The sequence below is a fragment of the Shinella sp. 838 genome (genome assembly GCF_029623935.1).
GTDB lineage: Bacteria > Pseudomonadota > Alphaproteobacteria > Rhizobiales > Rhizobiaceae > Shinella.
This window is the reverse complement of record NZ_JARSBQ010000002.1, coordinates 308,491-327,000: the sequence shown is the minus strand read 5'-3', so window position 1 is coordinate 327,000 and position 18,510 is coordinate 308,491. Positions and strand designations below refer to the sequence as shown.

The window sequence follows — 18,510 nt, the reverse complement described above, 5'->3', positions numbered from 1 at the left end:
CCCTTTCATTCCGGCCGCGCATCGCTACCTATAGGCAAACGAGACGAGAACGCCGCAAGAGGACGCCATGAGCAACGCCACCAACCCGCAGCGCAGCGACGACGGCCGCCCCGTCGCCTTCGACAACAGCTATGCGCGCCTGCCGGACCTCTTCTTCGCGCCGGTCGATCCGAGCCCGGTGGAAGCGCCGCGGCTGATCGCGTTCAACCGCACGCTTGCCGGGGAACTCGGCCTTGATGCGGATGCGCTGGAGCGGCACGGCGCGGGCTATTTTTCCGGCAACGTGCCGCTGCCCGGCTCGCTGCCGCTTGCCATGGCCTATGCCGGCCACCAGTTCGGCCAGTTCGTGCCGCAGCTCGGCGACGGACGGGCGATCCTCCTCGGCGAGGTGATCGACCGCGACGGCCGTCGGCGCGACATCCAGTTGAAGGGCGCCGGCCAGACGCCCTATTCGCGCCGCGGCGACGGGCGGGCGGCGCTCGGACCGGTGCTGCGCGAATATATCGTCAGCGAGGCCATGCATGCACTCGGCATACCGACGACGCGGGCGCTGGCGGCGGTCGCCACTGGCCAGCCGGTCTATCGCGACCGGGTGCTGCCCGGCGCGGTCTTCACCCGCGTCGCCGCAAGCCATATCCGCGTCGGCACCTTCCAGTTCTTCGCCGCCCGCGGCGACACGGAGAATGTGCGCGTGCTCGCCGACCATGTCATCGACAGGCACTATCCGGCGCTGAAGGGCGCGCAAAACCCCTATCTCGCGCTGCTCGACGCCGTCGCCGACCGGCAGGCGTCGCTGATCGCGAAATGGCTCGGCGTCGGCTTCATCCACGGCGTGATGAACACCGACAACATGACGGTATCGGGCGAGACGATCGATTTCGGTCCCTGCGCCTTCATGGATCACTACGATCCGCGCACCGTCTATTCCTCCATCGACCGCAACGGGCGCTATGCCTTCGGCAACCAGCCCGCCATCGGCCAGTGGAACATCGCCCGGCTTGCCGAGGCGCTGCTTGCCCTTCTCGACGACGACCAGGACAAGGCGGTGGCGATGGCGAACGCAGCCGTCGCCCGCTTCATGGATCGCTTCCAGGATCACTGGAAGGTGGTGATCCGGGCGAAGATCGGCCTTGGCGCCGAGGAAGACGACGACGACCAGGGCCTGATCCGCGACCTCATGGTCACGCTCTACGAGCAGAAGGCGGATTATACGCTCGCCTTCCGGCGCCTTGCCGACGCGGCCGAAAGCGAGGCAGCGGACGCAGCCCTGGAAGACCTTCTCGAAACGCCCGGCACGCTTGCGCCCTGGCTTGCCCTCTGGCGCGCGCGGCTGGCGCGGGAGGCCGGGACCCCGCAGGCGCGCGCTGCGGCGATGCGCAACGCCAACCCCGCCTTCATCCCGCGCAACCACAAGGTCGAGGAGGCGCTGGCGGCGGCGGTCGACCACGGCGACTTCTCGCTGTTTTCGGCGCTGAACGACGTGCTGGCGCGGCCCTACGAGGACCAGCCCGCCTTCGCCGCCTATGCCCTGCCGCCCAAGCCCGGCGAGGAGATCACCGCAACCTTCTGCGGGACGTGACCGAAATGGGGTTGAAGGCCGCCCCTTCCTTGTAGGCGCCCATCACCCGGGGAGCTTGCCCCTCATCCGGCCTGCCGGCCACCTTCTCCCCGCAAGCGGGGCGAAGGGATATGCCGCGCCGTTTTCCCCAAGCAACACCCGTTCGTGGGGCACGTCCCCTCTCCCCGCTTGAAGGGAGAAGGTTAGGGTGAAGGGCAAGTTCCCCGTGTGATGGTTTCGCCCTCAAAACATGAGTCTAAAAGTATAATTTTCTCTTCTCCCCTTCTCCGGGATTGAAGCGCCACGATTCCGCCCTAATTTCTCCCGTGTCCCTCCTTGAGCCGGACGTCTTGTCGGCCTCCTCCCCGGTCGGCAGCACCAACGGAGATCCCCATGTTGCTCACACTGACCGCCGCCCTCTTCGCCATCATCGGATTGGTGCTGACGGGCGGAGGCGGGTGGCTGCTGTCGCTCGGCGGCAGCCCCTATTATCTCGTCACCGGCCTTGCCTTCCTCGTCACCGCCGTGCTTCTGCTGCGCCGCTCCGGCGCGGCGCTCTGGCTTTACGCCCTCGTCATCCTCGGTTCGCTCGGCTGGGCGATCTGGGAAGTCGGTTTCGACTGGTGGCAGCTCGGCCCGCGCGGCGGCGTCATCGTGCTGCTCGGCCTGTGGCTGATGCTGCCGGCCATCCGCCGCCCGCTCGGTTTTGCCAGCCCCACCGGCACGCCCTACCCGGCCTCGGCCCTGCCGCTCGCCGTTGCCGTGCTCGTCTCCGTCGGCGTTGCCGGCTTTGCGATGACGCAGGACCCGCACGACGTGGCCGGCAGCCTGCCGACCGACGTCGTCAACGCCACGCCCGCCCTCGGCGGCAATGTGCCATCCGGTGAATGGCACCAATATGGCCGCACGCAATACGGCCAGCGCTATTCGCCGCTCGACCAGATCAACACGGAAAATGTCGGCACGCTGAAAGTCGCCTGGCAGTACCAGACCGGCGACGTGAAGCTGCCCGACGATGTCGGCGAGACCACCTATCAGGTGACACCGCTGAAGATCGGCGACACGCTCTACATGTGCACGCCGCACAACTGGGCAATCGCGCTCGATGCGGCCTCGGGCAAGGAGAAATGGAAATACGATTCCAACTCCGGCATGAACCCGGACCGCCAGCACCAGACCTGCCGCGGCGTGACGTATTATGCCGATCCGGCCGTGGCCGCCGGCACGACCTGCGCCACGCGCGTCTACCTGCCGACCTCGGACGCCCGGCTGATCGCGCTCGACGCGGCGACGGGCGACGTCTGCACGAGCTTCGCCGAAAACGGCGTGCTGCAGCTCGAACAGGGCATGCCCTACAATCCGGCCGGCTACTACTATTCCACCTCGCCGCCCGTCATCACCGACGGCAAGATCATCATCGGCGGCGCGGTGAACGACAACTACTCCACCCAGTCGCAGTCGGGCGTCATCCGCGCCTTCGACGTCAACACCGGCGCGCTCGTCTGGAACTGGGATTCCGGCAATCCGGACGTCACGACGCCGCTGCCCGAGGGCCAGGTCTATACGGTCAATTCGCCGAATTCCTGGTCGGTCTTCAGCTATGACGACGCCCTCGGCCTCGTCTATATCCCGCTCGGCAACCGCGTGCCCGACCAGCTCGGCATGGGCCGCAGCGAGCATGTCGAGAAATACGCCTCCTCCATCGTCGCGCTCGACATCAAGACGGGCGCGGTGCGCTGGGTGCGCCAGACGGTCCACCACGACCTCTGGGACATGGACGTGCCGGCCCAGCCGGCGCTGATCGACATCACCAGGGACGGCGCCACCATCCCCGCCCTCGTGGGCCCCACCAAGCAGGGCGACATCTACGTGCTCGACCGGCGCACCGGCGAGCCGATCATCGAGGTCAAGGAAGTGCCGGCACCGACCGGCGCCATCCCCGAGGACTTCACCGCGCCGACCCAGCCGGTCTCCGGCCTCACCTTCATGCCGCCGCCGCTCAGGGAAAGGGACATGTGGGGCATCAGCATGTTCGACCAGCTCGCCTGCCGCATCGACTTCCTGTCGATGAAGTACGAAGGCCGCTACACACCGCCTTCGCTGGAAGGCACGATCGTCTATCCCGGTAATTTCGGCACGTTCAACTGGGGCTCCGTGGCGGTCGATCCGGAGCGGCAGGTGATGTTCGGCATGCCGACCTACCTCGCCTTCACCTCCCGCCTCGTGCCGCGTGACCAAATCCCGCCGAAGGGCCAGGGCGAGAAGGGCTCAGAACAGGGCCTCAACCGCAACGAGGGCGCGCCCTACGGCGTCTTCATGGGCCCGTTCCTCGGCCCGCTCGGCATTCCCTGCCAGGCGCCGCCATGGGGCTATGTCGCCGGAGCGAACCTTGCCACCGGCGAGATCGCCTGGAAGCACAAGAACGGCACGGTCATGGACATGACGCCGCTGCCGCTGCCCTTCAAGGTCGGCGTGCCCGGCATCGGCGGTCCGATGATCACCAAGGGCGGCGTTGCCTTCCTCGGAGCCGCAGTGGACGACTACCTGCGCGCCTACGACCTGACGAGCGGCCGCCAGCTCTGGGAGGCCCGGCTTCCCGCGGGCGGACAGGCCACGCCGATGACCTACACGGCCGGCGACAGGCAATATGTGCTGATCGTCGCCGGCGGACACGGCTCCGTCGGCACCAAGCCCGGCGACTACGTCATCGCCTATACGCTGCCGTAACGAAGACGTGATCCGCCATCCGGCCGGCGCGCGATTGCCACCGCGCGCCGGCCTTTTCACTATGCCGCCTCCTCCTCTCCTCCCGGAGATTCGCCATGCAAGACGACTGGCGGCTCATTGCCGCGCCGGTGAAGATCATCCTTGCCAACTACTGGCGCTCCTCGCGTGGCCTGCTGGCGCTCGTCGCGATCATCGTCTTCCTTTCGGCGATCGCCTCCATCGCCGCGCCCTACCTCTTCTCGCGCCTCATCGACGCCATGGCCGCCGACCGGATGGCGGAGATGCTGGCGGCCGGTCTTGTCGTCTATGCGTTGCTCATCGGCATCGCGGCAGCCCTCCAGCACATGGTGCAGTATCTCTCCTACATGAGCGCGGAGAACCTCAGCTTCATCGCCAGCACCAGCCTGTTCGAGCGGCTGCTGAAGAAACAGGCCGCCTTCTTCACCGAGCACAACCCGGCCGAGATCGAAAGCGCCGGCCAGCGCGGCCAGGGCGCGATGATGACGCTGGTGCAGCTCGCGCTCATCGTCTTCATTCCCGGCATCACCCAGATCACGCTGGCGCTCGTCATGCTCGGGGCGACGATCAATCTCGAGGTCGTCTTGATCGTCGTCGCCTATGGCGGCGTCTTCATCACGCTGACGGCCATCGCCAACCATCGCACACGGCAATATCTCGACGCGGCGATCGAAGCCGGGCGGGAGAACGCCAAGTTCATCGGCAATGCCATGACGGCCATGGAGACGCTGCGCCATTTCGGCAGCCATGGCTGGATGCAGGCGCGTTTTGCCGGAAAGGCCGGAGAGGAGCGCGACAACTGGGCGGCCTTCTGCCGCCGACGCATCGGCTATTCGTCGCTGATGGGCGCCGGGCTCGCTTTGCAGTTCGTCATCACCTTCCTGCTCCTCCTGCCGCGCTACCGGGCGGGCGATCTCAGCGTCGGCGACATCGTGCTGTTCAACACGCTGCTGCTGCAGCTCAACCAGCCCTTCGAGATGATCGGCCATGCGCTCGACGACGTGGTGCGCGCCCGCGCCTCGCTGCTGCCGCTCGCCCGCATCTGGGCCGCGCCCGAAGAGCCGGATACGGGCACGTCGGGCGGTTTTTCGCCCGACGACGGGCGCCTCGCCTTCGAAAATGTCTCCTATGCCCACGAGAACGGCCGCGGCGTCGAGAGGATCGGCTTTGCCGCGACGCGCGGGCGCATCACCTATCTCGTCGGCGAAACCGGCTCCGGCAAATCGACCCTGCTGCGCCTCGCGCTGAAATCCATCCGCCCGCAGGCGGGCCGCATCACCGTCGACGGCATCGACCTCGATGGCGTTTCCCAGCGCGACTGGTATGCCGCCGTCGGCATCGTGCCGCAGGAGGCGGTGCTGCTCAACGACACGCTCGCCGTCAACATCGTGCTCGGCCGCGTCCTCGACCCGCAGCGGCTGCGGCGCGCGGCGGAAAAGGCGGCGATCCTAGCCTTCATCGAAGGCCTGCCGGAGGGATTCGAGACCATGGTCGGCGAGCGCGGCATGAAGCTTTCCGGCGGAGAACGGCAGCGCATCGCCATCGCCCGCGCGCTCTATGCCGACCCGCAGTTCCTCTTCCTCGACGAGGCGAGCTCGGCACTGGACGAGGCGACGGAAGCGGGCATCATGCAGCATATCCGCGGGCTTGCGGGCGACGTGACCATCCTTGCCGTCACCCATCGCAAGAGCGTCATCGCCCCGCAGGACCATGTCGTGCGGCTCGGTTCGGGCCGCATCGAGAGCGACGTGTAAAGGGCGGCAAGGCTCGCAAAAGCTGCAACCTGTAATGGTTCCCGCAATCAAGGTTCCGGGAGCCCTTCCATGAAGATCGACGGCAGCATGCTTTCCGCCTACACCTACGGCAAGCCGCGCGCGACGAGCGGGGAAAGCCTTTACGACGGCACGGGCGGCGGCGGCTCGGGGCGCAACGTCCCGACCGTCAGCCCCACGGCCCCGATCCCCTCCGGTCTTGCCAACGCGCTGTGGCTGACCCAGGCCAAGCTCGACAAGGCCGAGGACGAGAGCGCCAGCCTGATGTCCGAGTTCCTGGAGCTTTCCAAGATGACGCCGGCCGAGCGGCTGCGCAAGGAAATGCTGGAGGCCCTCGGCCTGACCGAGGAGAGCCTGGCGCAGCTTCCCGAGGAAGAGCGATCGGCGATCGAGGAAGACATCCGCCGCGCCATCAAGCAGCAGCTCGGCATCGACGATACCCAGCAGGCAGGCACGGCGGAAGGGCAATCCGTCGCCGGCACGGAGGAAGCGGGGGTCTGACCGCCTCCGCTTTCATCCCGCTTTTTGCAGGCGGCGACGAAACCCGATTGACAAACGGCGCGATTTCGAGAATATCGCGTCCATGATCAAGAGCACGCACATCGCCGCGACGTATTTTTGGCTGTTCCGATAAGGAGCGGCTGTTCGATCATGTCAACAAGCCGCCATCAGGCGGCTTTGTTGTTTCTGGGCACCTGATGGCACAAAACCCTAGGAGCCCGAAATGCAGAATACCGTCATCAAACTCGACCCCGCCGCCCTCGATCGCCCGCCGATGCTGACCATCCGCGCCGCGCGCCCGGGCGACCTGCAGCAGATTCTCGACATGATCGCCCTGCATGCCGAATGCCACGGCGACACGGCGAAGGTCTCGGCCGTCGACCTCGACCGCGATCTCTTCGGCGCCCATCCCTGGATCACCGCGCTCGTCGCCGAAGCCGGCGGCCGCCTGATCGGGTACGCCCTGCTCGTGCCGATGTACCGCGCGCTCGAAGGCCAGCGCGGCATGGAGCTGCACCAGATCTTCGTGCGCAAGGACCATCGCGGCCACGGCATCGGCCGCCACCTCGTCTCGCGCGCCCGCGAACACGCCCGCATCGCCGGCTGCGGCTACCTTTCGGTGAGCGCGGCGACCGGCAATTTCGGTGCGCACCGCTTCTACGAGCAGATGAATTTCCGCGCCGGCCCGGTGACCGGTATGCGTTACGTTCAGTCCCTGGGCTGATCGATTCGAAGAGGAGGACACCGACATGGCGAAGAGACTGGCGATCGTGCTGACCGAGGGATATGCCGACTGGGAATGCGGGCTGCTGATGGCGACGGCGCGCGGCGACTGCGGCGCCGAGACCGTCATCCTGACGCCCGGCGGCGCGGACGTGACCTCCCTCGGCGGCGTCTCCATAAAATCCGCCGGCAGGGCGGAGGATGCCGCGCCCGCCGATTTCGACGTGCTCGTGCTGTGCGGCGGCACGATCTGGCAATCCGGCGAGGCGCCCGACCTTTCGGCTCCGGTCGCGCGCTTCGTTTCGGCCGGAAAACCGGTCGCCGGCATCTGCGATGCGACCCTGGCGCTTGGCCGCCTCGGCCTGCTCGACGACCGGGCGCACACCGGCAACTATCGCGGCCAGCTGCCGGACGTCGTGCCGGCCTATCGCGGCGCGGCGCTCTACCGCGACCAGCCGCAGGCCGTCCGCGACCGCGCCGTCATCACCGCCTCGGGCGCGGCCCCGGTCTCCTTCGCGCGCGAAATTCTCGACGCCATCGGCCTCGGCTCCACCGAGCTGTTCGACTATCTGGCAATGTATGGTGACGAGCATCGCAAGGCGCCGGTGTGATGGCATGATCGCCCTCCTTTGCCGTGCCGGTTACCCTCCGCTTTGGGCGCGGAGGCGTCACTGCCCCCTCTCCTCGGTTATGCTCGGCCGCGAGCCAAGCATCCACGCGCCGGGCGAGCCCTGAATCCTCGGCTCAAGGCCGAGGATGACCACAGTGAAATGGGGTGGAGTGAGATGGGCTGACGCTGCCGAGCCGGAGACCGCCCCGCCTCAATGCGCCGGAATCGCCTTCAGATAGGCCGCGATCGCCTCGCGGTCTTCCTTGGGCAGCAGCGCCATGTTCTTCTGCACCGACACCATGGCGCCGCCGACGCTGTCGAATTCCGGGGTGAATCCCGTTTCGAGATAGCTGACGATGTCGCCCGCGCTCCAGCTGCCGAAGCCGCCCTCGGCCGGCGTGATGTTGGGCACCCGCCCCTCGCCTTCCGGGTTCGGCCCGCCGGCCAGCCACAGGCCCGTCTCAAGCCCGCCGATGACATCGCGCGGCGTATGGCATTCGCCGCAATGGCCCGGCCCTTCCACGAGGTACTGGCCGCGCCTGACGGTCTCGTCGGCATTCGCCAGCGCCACCCGCGGCGCCTCGTTGAGATAGAGGAATTTCCAGCCGCCGAGCGCAAGGCGTATGTTGAAGGGGAACGGCAGGTCGTGGCCGGGCGCGACATTGCCGCTCTTCGGCAGGGTCTTCAGGTAGCCGTAGAGATCGGCGATGTCCTTGACGGTCATGCGCGCATAGGAGGCATAGGGGAAGGACGGGTAGAGATGCTCGCCGTCGCGGCCGGTGCCGCGCTTCATGGCGTCGCCGAACTCCGCCAGCGTCCAGGCACCGATGCCGGCCGTCTCGTCGGGTGAAATGTTCGGCGCGTGGAAGGTGCCGAACGGGCTCTTCAGCGCAAGGCCGCCCGCCAGGACCAGCTTCTGGTCATCCGCCGCGCCCGGCGCGGCGTGACAGCTCGCACAGCCGCCCGCATGGAAGATGCGCTCACCATTCGCAAGATCCGGCGCGCCCGCCGCGGCCCAGGCCTCCGCCGGCAGCCGCTCCGGCGCGGTGAGAAACAGGAAGGCGCCGGCGCCGATCGCACCGAGCACGACGATCCCGCCGAGAAATTTCTTGAGTGCCATGAAAATCCCCTATCGTCCCCAGTCACCGCAGCATCCGGAACGCCCGTTTTCACACAACCCGGTGCCGATTGGATCTCGCCGCGGGGAATGTTCAGCAACGCCCGCCCCGGCACTCTGCCGGGGTGGTCGCTGTTCGCTTCAGGTGGAATGGCCTACCGCAATCACTTCTTGATGCGGTAGACCTCATGACAGCCCGCACAGTTGGGGCCGATCGTGCCGAGCGCGGCACCGACGGCCGCCTGGTCCGCCGGTATGCCGGCAGCAAGGATCGCATCGGCATCGGCGGCAAGCTTGGCGGACTTCGCCTTGAAGTCGTCCATCGCTTCGAAGATCTTGGGGCTCGCTTCGGTTTCGTTGCCCGCCTCGGAACCGGCCGGGAACTGGTCCGGGAAGGCCTTGGCCACTTCGCTCATGGTGGTCAGCGACGCCTTGACGACCTCCGCATCGTAGGGCTTCTCGCCCTTGCCGATGCCGGCAAGCGCGCCCATGGCCCCGCCGACCTTCTTCATCATCTCCTGACGGACGACCTGCGGCTCATCCGCCGCCACGACGGCCCCCGCGCCGATGACCGCAAGCGCGGCCGCGGCTGCCAAAGTCCTGAACTTCATCGGGTTCTCCCGGTTGCTGGCGGGCGGTTTCCTCCGCGCCGCCGGTTTACGATGCGTGGGCATCTTTGCATTTTAGGAAGTCGAGGAAAGTAAAATATTTTTGAAAACCAAAATGATGGGTGTTCACACACTCACACCGTCCCCCAGCCCCGCCACACCGTAGCCACCGCGATCGCCACGAGCAGCACGCCCGCGGCGCGGCCGACGAGGCGGGTGGCGGCAGGATTGCCGGTCAGGGCATCGCGGCTGCGGGCGGCGGCGAGCGCGAGGCCGCCATAGACGGCAAGCTGCGTGGCCCAGATCATCAGCAGCATGACCAGCGCCTGACGCCACAGCGGGCCGAACTCCGGGCGCAGGAACTGCGGGAAGACCGCGAGCATGAAGAGATAGGCCTTCGGGTTCATCAGGCTCGTCAGCGCGCCCTGGCGAAAGCGGGTCGCAAGGCCGCGCCGGTCGAGACTGCCGACAGCGTCCACCACGATCGAGGAGCGGAAGAGCTGCCAGCCGATGAAGGCGACATAGGCGGCGCCGAGAAGCAGCAGGCCGTTGAACAGGCCCGGCGCGAAATGCAGGAGCATGCCGACGCCGAGCGCCGCATAGAGCGTATGCACGAGGCCGCCCGCCATGATGCCGAAGGTCGCCGAGAGCCCCGCCTTGCGCCCGCCGGAAAGGGAGCTCGCCAGCACGAAGACCATGTCCATGCCGGGCACGATGATGATGCCGGAGACGAGCAGGAAGAAGAGCCAGAGGTTTTCGCTGTAGGTCATGTCAGTTGTCCATTGCCGGTGCACGCCCGGAAGCCCATTGCTCCCTTGTGTTTCAAGCGCTTGAAGCGTGCTATAGCGAAGGCCAACTGACAGGGATGTGTCAGTTGTGAAGGGAACAACCATGCGCAAGGCCTCCCGGCTCTTCGAGATCATCCAGATCCTGCGCCTTGCCCGCCATCCGGTGACGGCGGCCGAGATCGCCGCGCGGCTGGAGGTGACGGTGCGCTCGATCTACCGCGACATCGCCGCCCTGCAGGCGATGCGCGTGCCGGTGGAAGGCGAGCGGGGCATCGGCTATATCCTGCGCCCCGGCTTCGACCTGCCGCCGCTGATGTTCTCCATCGAGGAGACCGAGGCCGTGGTGCTGGCGCTGGCGCTTCTGGAGCGCACCGGCGATGCGGAGCTGAAGGCGGCCGCCCGGCGGGTGGGCGACAAGATCGCCGGCGCGGTGCCGCCGCCGCTGCGCCAGACGTTCTCGGCCCGCGCCCTGCACGCCTGGGGCACCACGCCGCGCCAGCCCGAGGGCATCGACCTTGCCGCGGTGCGCCGGGCGATCCGCGACGAGGAGACGCTGCGCATCGACTACCGCGACGAATATGGCCGCGCCAGCGAACGCACCGTCCGCCCCATCGCCCTCATCTACTATTCCGAGACCGCCAACATCGTCGCCTGGTGCGAGCTGCGCGAAGCCATCCGCAACTTCCGCGCCGACCGGGTGGAGGCCTGTGAAGCGACTGGCCTGCATTTTCGCGGCGAGGGCGACAGGCTGCGGCAGCTGTGGATTGCCGGCTGGGTGGAGAGCCGGCGGCAGGAGGCGGGGTGAACGCTATTCCGGCCATTCCTTCGCCCGCCAGTTGCGTGCGGTGTGAATGACGCGAAGGATGAAAAGGGTTTCCTGACCATCTTTCATATCGAGGCTGTAGGCGATGATGTAGGGCAATCCGCGCACGGATTTCTCATAGGTTCCGCCGACACGCCCCGGTCGACCGATCGGCCGCTCGCCGAGCAGGAGCGCGGCAGCATCGATGCGGCCGGCGACCGAACGGGCGGCTGCGGGATCGTCGCGCGCGATATGACTTATCTGCCGTTTGAGATCTTCGAGAGCGGAAAGCGACCAGCGGACGGGCCGCCTCACGGGCAATCGCGCTCAGCCGCGTCTATGATAGACGCGAGTTCGGACAGGGCCTCCTCATGGGAAACCGTGCGTCCCTGGCGAACGTCTTCCAGGCCCTGGTTGACGCCCTCGACGATCGCAAGCTCCCGGGCGACATAGGTGGAGACCGCCTCCTCCGCGAGAAAGGAGCGGCTGCGCCGAGTCTCGGCGGCCAACCGGTCGAGTTTTTCCTTGAGGTCCGCACTGACGCGGATCGTCATCGTCGTGCTAGGCATATTCGTTACCTGCGTTCGCTTATTTACATTCTAACACAAATGGCAGGACACCTCCAAGGCAAGGAAAAACCCCGGCCGTTTCCGGCCGGGGTTTCCTGAATTCGAAAGCGAAGAACGCCTTACTTCGTAGCGGCTTCGTAGCGCTCCAGGACGTAGTCCCAGTTGATCAGGCTGTCGACGAAGGCCTCGAGGTACTTCGGGCGGGCGTTGCGGTAGTCGATGTAATAGGAATGCTCCCAGACGTCGACGCCGAGGATCGGGTTGGCGCCGTGCACGAGCGGGTTTTCGCCGTTCGGGGTCTTGGAGATGGCGAGCTTGCCGTCCTTGACGGAGAGCCAGGCCCAGCCGGAGCCGAACTGCGTGGTGCCGGCGGCGACGAAATCGGCCTTGAACTTGTCATAGCCGCCGAGGTCGCTGTCGATCGCCTTCTGCAGGGCGCCCGGCAGGCTCTTGCCGCCGCCGCCCTTCTTCATCCACTTCCAGAAATGGACGTGGTTGTAGTGCTGGCCGGCATTGTTGAAGAGGCCCTGGTTGGTGCCGTAGGACTTCTTGACGATCTCTTCCAGCGAGAGGTCCTGAAGGCCCGCTTCCTCGGCCAGCTTGTTGCCGTTGTCGACATAGGCCTTGTGGTGCTTGTCATGGTGATATTCGAGCGTTTCGCGCGACATGAAGGGCGCGAGCGCGTCGTAATCGTAGGGAAGCGGCGGAAGTTCGAAAGCCATCGTGGTGTCTCCTCTTGGCGACGGAATTTTTTCAATGAAATCCGTGAGCGGAACATAGGAGCGGCGACCGGAAGTGGCAACCGCCCGGGTTCCAATTTTTCCTGACATGCGACAAAATCCTTCCCGTTTCCCGTGTCAGATCAATGACGAATGGAACCGGAAGCGATTCCGGACATTTTGTCCGACACCCCTGACACGGAGCCTGCCCATGCATCTTCGCCTGCTTTCCGCCCTTCCGCTTCTCCTCGCCGCCCCGCTCGCCCATGCCTCCTCGCCCGATGCCTGGGAGGAATTCCGCGCCGACGTGGAGAAGAGCTGCATGGCGAGCCTGCCGGAAGCGCTCGGCACGCCGAACGTCTTCGTCGAGCCGACAGGCACGCAATCCTTCGGACTTGCGGCAATCGAGGGGCTTTCGCCGGAATCGAAGAGCCAGATCACCTATCTCTGCATCTACGACAAGGAAAAGAAGACGGTGGAGGTCTCCCCGCCCATCGCGGCCGAGTTTCTGCATGTGGTGCGCGAAAGCGAGCGCGAGGCGGCAGCGGCAGAAAAGGCCAAGACGGGCGACAACAAGACGGTGGACGAGGCCGGCCAGGAATAGCGCCGCGCGACCGCCGCCCCGCTGCGGCAGCAGTGTTTCTATCCGCACCTCCCGCCGGAAGCGCCGTCGTGCAAGACTTGGCCACTGATTCCCCATCCGCCGGGAGGCGCTGTTGGACGATCTCAACGCCCTGCTTTCTTCCGGCGGCTCGACGGCGCTGCTCGCCATCAGGGGCCGCGAGGTGGTTTTTGCCCGCGGCTTCCATGCCCATCGCTCAAGCGTCGCCTCGGTGCGCAAGTCCCTGATCGGCATCCTCTACGGCATCGCCGTTGCGGCCGGTGAAATCGACATCCACGCCACGCTCGACGCGCTCGGCATCGACGATCTCTCGCCGCTGACGGCGCAGGAGAAGCAGGCGACCGTCGCCGACCTCATGAAATCGCGCTCCGGCGTCTACCATCCCTGTGTCTACGGCATGGAGCCGGGCCGCCCGGTGCGCGGCAGCCACGCGCCGGGGACCTTCTGGTACTACAACAACTGGGATTTCAACGCCCTCGGCACGATCTACCGGCAGGAGACCGGACGCACGCTCGCAGCCGCCTTCCGGGAGCAGGTCGCCGAACCGCTTCAGATGCAGGATTTTGCGGCCGAGGATGTTTCCGATGTCTTCGGCCCGCAATCGCGTCACCCCGTCTACAAGATGCGTCTTTCCGGCCGGGATCTGGCGCGCATCGGTAGGCTGGTCCTCGAAGGCGGCCGCTGGGAAGGCCGGCAGGTCGTGCCGGAGGCGTGGGTGGCGGAGAGCACGCGGCCGCTGACCGATCTCGGCGGCGGGCGCGGCTATGGCTATCTCTGGTGGTCGGCGGAAGCGAACGCGCCGGGCGACGACCTCGCGACGGACTGGCCCATCGTCTATGCCAGTGGCGCCGGCGGGCAATATATCATCGTCATTGCGGCGCTCGACCTCGTCGTGGTGCACCGGGCGGCGGATGTCGACAACGGCATCAGCCATGCACGGATGGGACAGATCCTCCGCGCCCTGCTGCGCACCATCGTCTGACCCGCCCCTTCCCAAACAGGGGCCCGATCCGGTATGGAGAAGCGCGCGCCGGTGCGGCGCCGGGAGCCCTTCATGCAGTCCTCGTCGTCAACCGTCTTCTCGCCGGACTGGCCGGCCATTGCCGCCGTCATTCTCGGCGTCACCGCCTTTTCCGTGGCGCAGGGGCTCACCTATCCGCTGATCTCGCTGACGCTGGAGGCGCGCGGTTTCTCGCCGGCGCTGATCGGCGTCAACGCGCTCGCCTTCGCCACCGGCCTTGCCGCCTCGACGCTGCTCCTCGGCAGCCTGACGGCGCGCTGGCGGGCCGACCGGCTGATCATCGCCAGCCTCGTCGGCTGCTCGCTCTGCCTTGCCACCTTCGCGGCCTCCTCCTCGTTTGTGGTCTGGTTCGTCGCCCGCTTCCTGCTCGGCTTCTTCGCCAGCCTCATCTTCATGCTCGGCGAAGCCTGGCTCAGCGCCGCCTGCCCGGACCGGCTGCGCGGCCGGGTCTCCGGCATCTACGGTGCCGGCATGTGCGCCGGTTTTGCCGCCGGCCCGCTCGCCATTCCGCTGCTCGGCAGCGAGGGCGGGCTCGGCTTCGCGCTGACCGCCGTCTATCTCGCCATCGTCGCTTTTGCGACCGCCATGCTGATGTTCTCGACCAGGACCGTGCCGGAGCCTTCCTCGACGGGCGACGTCTTCCGCTTCTTCAGGGCGGCACCGCTGCTCGTCGGCATGGTCTTCGTCTTCGGCTTCGCCGACATCGCCGCCATCTCGGCCATGCCGGTCTATTTCGTGAAGATGGGGCATACGGAGGCCTTTGCGGCGATCAGCGTGACGGTGCTGGCGCTGCCGACGGCGATCGCCCAGCCCTTCATCGGCCTGCTGCTCGACAAGCTGCCGCGCGAACGCGTCGCCATGGCGGCCGTCAGCACCGCGGCGGCGAGCTATCTCATCCTGCCGTCGATGCAGTCGGAAATCGCCATCCTCTCGGTCTTCGCGCTGATGGGCACGGCCACCTTCTCGCTCTACACCTGCGCGCTCACCATGCTGGGCGAACGCTACAGCAGCGCCATGCTGGTGGCCGGCGCCGCCGCCTTCGCCCTCGCCTATGCGGCGGGCAGCGGGGCAGGCTCGGCACTGACCGGCGCAATCATGGAGGCCGGCGGGCCGAAGGCCGGGCCACTCTCCGTCGGTATCGGGCTGACGCTCTTCACCGCCGCCCTGATGCTGGCACGCCGGCGCTGAGCCCCTCCCGATCCGGCCGCCGCGATTTGACGCATGTCGCCGGCGAAAAACCGCTGTAGGCTCCTGAACGACAGATTTCAGGGGTATCATGGCCGTTCCGCAGGACAGGGCCGCGCTGATCGCGGCCATCGACACCGAATTCGGCAAGCTTCTGAAAACGCTGGCGGAGGTTCCGGAGACGCGTGTGCACGAGCGCACGATGGAGGGCCATGCCAAGGGCACGCAGATGAGCCCCTTCGACCTCGTCGCCTATCTGACGGGCTGGAACGAGCTGGTGCTAAAATGGCTGGCGCGGGACGACGCCGGTGCGCCCATCGACTTTCCGGAAACCGGCTTCAAATGGAACGAGCTTGGCAGGCTCGCCGGAAAATTCTACCGCGACTACGAGGGCCTGCCCTATCCGCACCTGCTGGACCGGCTGCAAACCGCCAAGCAGGCAATTCTCGCCGCGGTGGAGCGGAAGAACGACGCGGCGCTCTACGGACGCTCCTGGTACGAAAAATGGCCTATGGGCAGGATGATCCAGCTCAACACCGCATCCCCCTATGCCAATGCGCGCGGCCGTCTGCGCAACTGGCTGAAATCCCCGCCACCCGGCTGAGGCGGGAGGCCATCCCGCCGGTGCGGGATGGCGAAGGCCGGATCAGACGAACTGGCTGAGGCCCGGTACGGAGGCGACGACCTCGTCGACAACGTCGGCGCCGGCATGCTCGCGGGCGACCGCCATGGTTTCCTTGGCAAGGCCGGTGATCTCGCCCATGCCGAGGCCTTCGCTCATGAGCTGCTGACCGAGCCCCATGACGCCGCCGCCGCCGATGGCGCTCATCAGGCCGCCAAGCAGACCGCCGCCGCCCGTGCCTTCGCCGTTATACTGGGCGACCAGCTCGGAGGCGCCCGGAATGGCCTCGATCATGCGGGCGACCGGGCCGTCGGCGGCCTCGCGCTGCAGGAAGCCGAGCATCATGCCGATGGCCTTTTCCGCCAGGGCGGCATCGATACCGACGGCATCGGCAACGCGGGTGACGAGTTCGTTCATGGAAAATCCTCCGAAAGGGAATTGACGTTGACGTCAAGGTAAATGAATTCCCCGGCAAACTCAAGCCGGCTGCACGGGGCGTCCACGACCGGGCGGGCGCCCTTTGAAAGCGTGTTGTTCCCGTGCGGGACTATCCTTATAACCTGCCTGAGACGATTCAATGAAAACCTGCCCGGCGCGGCGATCCGCCCGTGGGCAGCGATCGGGTCAGAACGGCTTTCGAAGGAGTTTCAACGTGACGGAATCCATTCTTCAGGACGGAAAACTCTATATCGGCACCAGCCGCAAGCCTGACGATACGAACAACAAGCCGGAATATCTGGAGCTGAAGTTCGGCAACCGCCACGGCCTCGTGACGGGCGCGACGGGCACCGGCAAGACGGTGACGCTGCAGATCCTCGCCGAAGGCTTTTCCAATGCGGGCGTGCCGGTGTTCTGCGCCGACGTGAAGGGCGACCTCTCGGGCATCGGCGCCATCGGCGAGGCCAAGGACTTTTTGCAGAAGCGCGCCGACCAGATCGGCCTTTCGCCCTACGAATTCCAGCAGTTCCCGGTGATCTTCTGGGACCTCTACGGTGAGAAGGGCCACCGCGTCCGCACCACCATTTCCGAGATGGGCCCGCTGCTGCTCTCGCGCCTGATGAACGCGACGGACGCGCAGGAAGGCGTCATCAACATCGCCTTCAAGATCGCAGACCAGGGCGGCCTGCCGCTGCTCGACCTGAAGGATTTCCAGGCGCTGCTCAACTATATGGGCGAGAACGCCTCGACGCTCTCCAGCCAGTTCGGTTTCATCTCCAAGGCCTCCGTCGGCTCGATCCAGCGCGAATTGCTGATCCTCGAACAGCAGGGCGCCGAGCAATTCTTCGGCGAGCCGGCGCTGAAGATCTCCGACATCATGCGCACCACCAATGACGGACGCGGCGCGATCTCGGTCCTGGCGGCCGACAAGCTGATGATGAACCCGCGCCTCTACGGCACGTTCCTGCTCTGGATGCTCTCGGAACTGTTCGAGGTGCTGCCGGAAGTGGGCGATCCCGACAAGCCGAAGCTCGTCTTCTTCTTCGACGAGGCGCATCTTCTGTTCAACGACGCGCCGAAGGTGCTCACCGAGCGCGTCGAACAGGTCGTGCGCCTCATCCGCTCCAAGGGCGTCGGCGTCTACTTCGTCACGCAGAACCCGCTCGACGTGCCGGAAACCGTGCTCGCCCAGCTCGGCAACCGCGTGCAGCATGCGCTGCGCGCCTATACGCCGCGCGAGCAGAAGGCGGTGAAGACCGCGGCCGACACCTTCCGCCCCAACCCGGATTTCAATTGCGCCGAGGTCATCACCAATCTCGGCACCGGCGAGGCGCTCGTCTCGACGCTCGAAGGCAAGGGTGCGCCTTCCATGGTGGAGCGCACGCTGATCCGCCCGCCGGCCTCGCGCCTCGGCCCGGTTACCGAGGCCGAGCGCAAGGAGATCATGGGCGTCAGCCCCGTCGCGGGCCTCTATGACGAGGATTTCGACCGCGAATCCGCCTACGAGATCCTCACCGCCCGCGCCAAGAAGGCCGCCGAAGCCGCCGCCGCGCAGGAGCAGGCGGAAGAGCAGCAGGCAGACACCCCGTCCTCCGGCGGCAGCCGCTGGACCCTGCCCGGTTTCGGCGACGACGAGCCCGCCGCCCAGCCCGCCCCCAAGCAGCCGAAGGCCCGCTCCGGCTACCAGCGCGAGACGGTGGCGGAAGCGGCGATGAAGTCCGTGGCGCGCACCGTCGCCTCCTCGCTCGGCCGGGCGCTGGTGCGCGGCATCCTCGGCAGCCTGCGGCGGTAAGCCGCCCTCCGAACGGCGCGGCCCCTCATCCGGCTGCCGCCACCTTCTCCCCGCAGGCGGGGAGAAGGGGATGCCGATCCGGTTTCCCGCAAGAGAGGCCGGCGGAAATAGGACGGGACCTTGCCACAAATCCCTTCGCCCCGCTTGCGGGGAGAAGGTGGCGGCAGCCGGATGAGGGGCGCCTCCCCGCGCTTGCCAAACCCCGCAAGCCAATGCTATCCCTTCCCCGTTCGCAACACGTAAAAGAGGGCTGCGCGTGAAATACGAATTTCTGCCACACCGTACGCACGGCCCTGATCTTGCCCTGCAGATGCGTTT

At 66.6% G+C, this 18,510-nt stretch carries 19 protein-coding genes; 12 read left to right on the top strand and 7 right to left on the bottom strand.

Translation table 11 applies throughout. The features are described 5' to 3' along the window. The first annotated feature begins 67 nt into the window (after positions 1-67). The 6 genes from P9A16_RS09205 (at position 68) to P9A16_RS09180 (ending at position 7,910) form a co-directional block, all read left to right on the top strand. Entirely contained in the window at positions 68-1,579 is a 1,512-nt protein-coding gene (locus P9A16_RS09205) for a protein adenylyltransferase SelO (protein ID WP_024270265.1), read from the top strand. Positions 1,580-1,951: 372 nt separating this feature from the next. Beyond that, a complete protein-coding gene (locus tag P9A16_RS09200) occupies positions 1,952-4,285 on the top strand; it encodes a glucose/quinate/shikimate family membrane-bound PQQ-dependent dehydrogenase (protein ID WP_278025651.1) in 2,334 nt (777 codons plus the stop codon). 95 nt (positions 4,286-4,380) lie between these two features. After that, positions 4,381-6,057 carry an ABC transporter ATP-binding protein gene (locus P9A16_RS09195; RefSeq protein WP_023516109.1) on the top strand — a complete coding sequence of 559 codons (1,677 nt, stop codon included), beginning with the start codon at positions 4,381-4,383 and terminating at the stop codon, positions 6,055-6,057. 69 nt (positions 6,058-6,126) lie between these two features. Then, the gene (locus P9A16_RS09190; RefSeq protein WP_023516108.1) at positions 6,127-6,576 is read left to right on the top strand and encodes a hypothetical protein; all 450 of its coding nucleotides are present in this window, start codon (positions 6,127-6,129) and stop codon (positions 6,574-6,576) included. A 223-nt stretch (positions 6,577-6,799) separates the two neighbouring features. Next, positions 6,800-7,300 carry a GNAT family N-acetyltransferase gene (locus P9A16_RS09185; protein ID WP_023516107.1) on the top strand — a complete coding sequence of 167 codons (501 nt, stop codon included), beginning with the start codon at positions 6,800-6,802 and terminating at the stop codon, positions 7,298-7,300. A 25-nt stretch (positions 7,301-7,325) separates the two neighbouring features. Beyond that, the gene (locus P9A16_RS09180) at positions 7,326-7,910 is read left to right on the top strand and encodes a DJ-1/PfpI family protein (RefSeq protein WP_023516106.1); all 585 of its coding nucleotides are present in this window, start codon (positions 7,326-7,328) and stop codon (positions 7,908-7,910) included. Positions 7,911-8,120: 210 nt separating this feature from the next. On the opposite strand, the gene P9A16_RS09175 is transcribed toward P9A16_RS09180, so the two are convergent. The 3 genes from P9A16_RS09175 to P9A16_RS09165 form a co-directional block, all read right to left on the bottom strand. Beyond that, entirely contained in the window at positions 8,121-9,029 is a 909-nt protein-coding gene (locus tag P9A16_RS09175) for a cytochrome c (protein WP_023516105.1), read from the bottom strand. Positions 9,030-9,190: 161 nt separating this feature from the next. Then, a complete protein-coding gene (locus P9A16_RS09170; RefSeq protein WP_023516104.1) occupies positions 9,191-9,637 on the bottom strand; it encodes a c-type cytochrome in 447 nt (148 codons plus the stop codon). A gap of 131 nt (positions 9,638-9,768) precedes the next feature. Beyond that, positions 9,769-10,404 carry a LysE family translocator gene (locus P9A16_RS09165; protein WP_023516103.1) on the bottom strand — a complete coding sequence of 212 codons (636 nt, stop codon included), beginning with the start codon at positions 10,402-10,404 and terminating at the stop codon, positions 9,769-9,771. A gap of 121 nt (positions 10,405-10,525) precedes the next feature. Between P9A16_RS09165 and P9A16_RS09160 the strand changes: the two genes are divergently transcribed. Beyond that, positions 10,526-11,227 carry a helix-turn-helix transcriptional regulator gene (locus tag P9A16_RS09160; protein WP_024270856.1) on the top strand — a complete coding sequence of 234 codons (702 nt, stop codon included), beginning with the start codon at positions 10,526-10,528 and terminating at the stop codon, positions 11,225-11,227. 3 nt (positions 11,228-11,230) lie between these two features. Here the strand turns inward: P9A16_RS09160 and P9A16_RS09155 are convergent, their stop codons facing one another. The 3 genes from P9A16_RS09155 to P9A16_RS09145 form a co-directional block, all read right to left on the bottom strand. Next, positions 11,231-11,539, bottom strand: a complete 309-nt coding sequence (locus P9A16_RS09155) for a type II toxin-antitoxin system RelE/ParE family toxin (protein ID WP_023514993.1) — start codon at positions 11,537-11,539, stop codon at positions 11,231-11,233. Further along, positions 11,536-11,793 carry a CopG family ribbon-helix-helix protein gene (locus P9A16_RS09150; RefSeq protein WP_023514994.1) on the bottom strand — a complete coding sequence of 86 codons (258 nt, stop codon included), beginning with the start codon at positions 11,791-11,793 and terminating at the stop codon, positions 11,536-11,538. The genes P9A16_RS09155 and P9A16_RS09150 overlap by 4 nt, the downstream gene beginning before the upstream one ends. A 119-nt stretch (positions 11,794-11,912) precedes the next feature. Continuing rightward, positions 11,913-12,515 carry a superoxide dismutase gene (locus P9A16_RS09145; RefSeq protein WP_024270857.1) on the bottom strand — a complete coding sequence of 201 codons (603 nt, stop codon included), beginning with the start codon at positions 12,513-12,515 and terminating at the stop codon, positions 11,913-11,915. A gap of 208 nt (positions 12,516-12,723) precedes the next feature. Here P9A16_RS09145 and P9A16_RS09140 point away from each other — a divergent pair, with 208 nt between their 5' ends. The 4 genes from P9A16_RS09140 (at position 12,724) to P9A16_RS09125 (ending at position 15,944) form a co-directional block, all read left to right on the top strand. After that, positions 12,724-13,116 (top strand): hypothetical protein, encoded by a 393-nt coding sequence (locus P9A16_RS09140; RefSeq protein ID WP_023515236.1) that lies wholly within the window; start codon positions 12,724-12,726, stop codon positions 13,114-13,116. Between the two features lie 112 nt (positions 13,117-13,228). After that, the gene (locus P9A16_RS09135; protein WP_023515237.1) at positions 13,229-14,116 is read left to right on the top strand and encodes a serine hydrolase domain-containing protein; all 888 of its coding nucleotides are present in this window, start codon (positions 13,229-13,231) and stop codon (positions 14,114-14,116) included. Positions 14,117-14,188: 72 nt separating this feature from the next. Next, the gene (locus P9A16_RS09130; protein ID WP_023515238.1) at positions 14,189-15,343 is read left to right on the top strand and encodes an MFS transporter; all 1,155 of its coding nucleotides are present in this window, start codon (positions 14,189-14,191) and stop codon (positions 15,341-15,343) included. Positions 15,344-15,431: 88 nt separating this feature from the next. Further along, on the top strand, positions 15,432-15,944 hold the full coding sequence (locus P9A16_RS09125) for a ClbS/DfsB family four-helix bundle protein (RefSeq protein WP_023515239.1): 513 nt from the start codon (positions 15,432-15,434) through the stop codon (positions 15,942-15,944). A 42-nt stretch (positions 15,945-15,986) separates the two neighbouring features. On the opposite strand, the gene P9A16_RS09120 is transcribed toward P9A16_RS09125, so the two are convergent. After that, entirely contained in the window at positions 15,987-16,379 is a 393-nt protein-coding gene (locus P9A16_RS09120; RefSeq protein ID WP_023515240.1) for a hypothetical protein, read from the bottom strand. A 247-nt stretch (positions 16,380-16,626) separates the two neighbouring features. Here P9A16_RS09120 and P9A16_RS09115 point away from each other — a divergent pair, with 247 nt between their 5' ends. Beyond that, complete coding sequence (locus P9A16_RS09115; RefSeq protein WP_037407989.1) at positions 16,627-18,192, top strand: helicase HerA-like C-terminal domain-containing protein; 1,566 nt, start codon at positions 16,627-16,629, stop codon at positions 18,190-18,192. Positions 18,193-18,510 lie beyond the last annotated feature (318 nt).

What these genes read in the sequence shown, in the direction of transcription:
- P9A16_RS09120 (WP_023515240.1), bottom strand. Translation starts at nt 16,379, where the DNA reads ATGAACGAACTCGTCACCCGCGTTGCCGATGCCGTCGGTATCGATGCC.
- P9A16_RS09190 (WP_023516108.1), top strand. Translation starts at nt 6,127, where the DNA reads ATGAAGATCGACGGCAGCATGCTTTCCGCCTACACCTACGGCAAGCCG.
- P9A16_RS09125 (WP_023515239.1), top strand. Translation starts at nt 15,432, where the DNA reads ATGGCCGTTCCGCAGGACAGGGCCGCGCTGATCGCGGCCATCGACACC.
- P9A16_RS09200 (WP_278025651.1), top strand. Translation starts at nt 1,952, where the DNA reads ATGTTGCTCACACTGACCGCCGCCCTCTTCGCCATCATCGGATTGGTG.
- P9A16_RS09195 (WP_023516109.1), top strand. Translation starts at nt 4,381, where the DNA reads ATGCAAGACGACTGGCGGCTCATTGCCGCGCCGGTGAAGATCATCCTT.
- P9A16_RS09180 (WP_023516106.1), top strand. Translation starts at nt 7,326, where the DNA reads ATGGCGAAGAGACTGGCGATCGTGCTGACCGAGGGATATGCCGACTGG.
- P9A16_RS09165 (WP_023516103.1), bottom strand. Translation starts at nt 10,404, where the DNA reads ATGACCTACAGCGAAAACCTCTGGCTCTTCTTCCTGCTCGTCTCCGGC.
- P9A16_RS09160 (WP_024270856.1), top strand. Translation starts at nt 10,526, where the DNA reads ATGCGCAAGGCCTCCCGGCTCTTCGAGATCATCCAGATCCTGCGCCTT.
- P9A16_RS09140 (WP_023515236.1), top strand. Translation starts at nt 12,724, where the DNA reads ATGCATCTTCGCCTGCTTTCCGCCCTTCCGCTTCTCCTCGCCGCCCCG.
- P9A16_RS09145 (WP_024270857.1), bottom strand. Translation starts at nt 12,515, where the DNA reads ATGGCTTTCGAACTTCCGCCGCTTCCCTACGATTACGACGCGCTCGCG.
- P9A16_RS09170 (WP_023516104.1), bottom strand. Translation starts at nt 9,637, where the DNA reads ATGAAGTTCAGGACTTTGGCAGCCGCGGCCGCGCTTGCGGTCATCGGC.
- P9A16_RS09205 (WP_024270265.1), top strand. Translation starts at nt 68, where the DNA reads ATGAGCAACGCCACCAACCCGCAGCGCAGCGACGACGGCCGCCCCGTC.
- P9A16_RS09185 (WP_023516107.1), top strand. Translation starts at nt 6,800, where the DNA reads ATGCAGAATACCGTCATCAAACTCGACCCCGCCGCCCTCGATCGCCCG.
- P9A16_RS09150 (WP_023514994.1), bottom strand. Translation starts at nt 11,793, where the DNA reads ATGCCTAGCACGACGATGACGATCCGCGTCAGTGCGGACCTCAAGGAA.
- P9A16_RS09175 (WP_023516105.1), bottom strand. Translation starts at nt 9,029, where the DNA reads ATGGCACTCAAGAAATTTCTCGGCGGGATCGTCGTGCTCGGTGCGATC.
- P9A16_RS09130 (WP_023515238.1), top strand. Translation starts at nt 14,189, where the DNA reads ATGCAGTCCTCGTCGTCAACCGTCTTCTCGCCGGACTGGCCGGCCATT.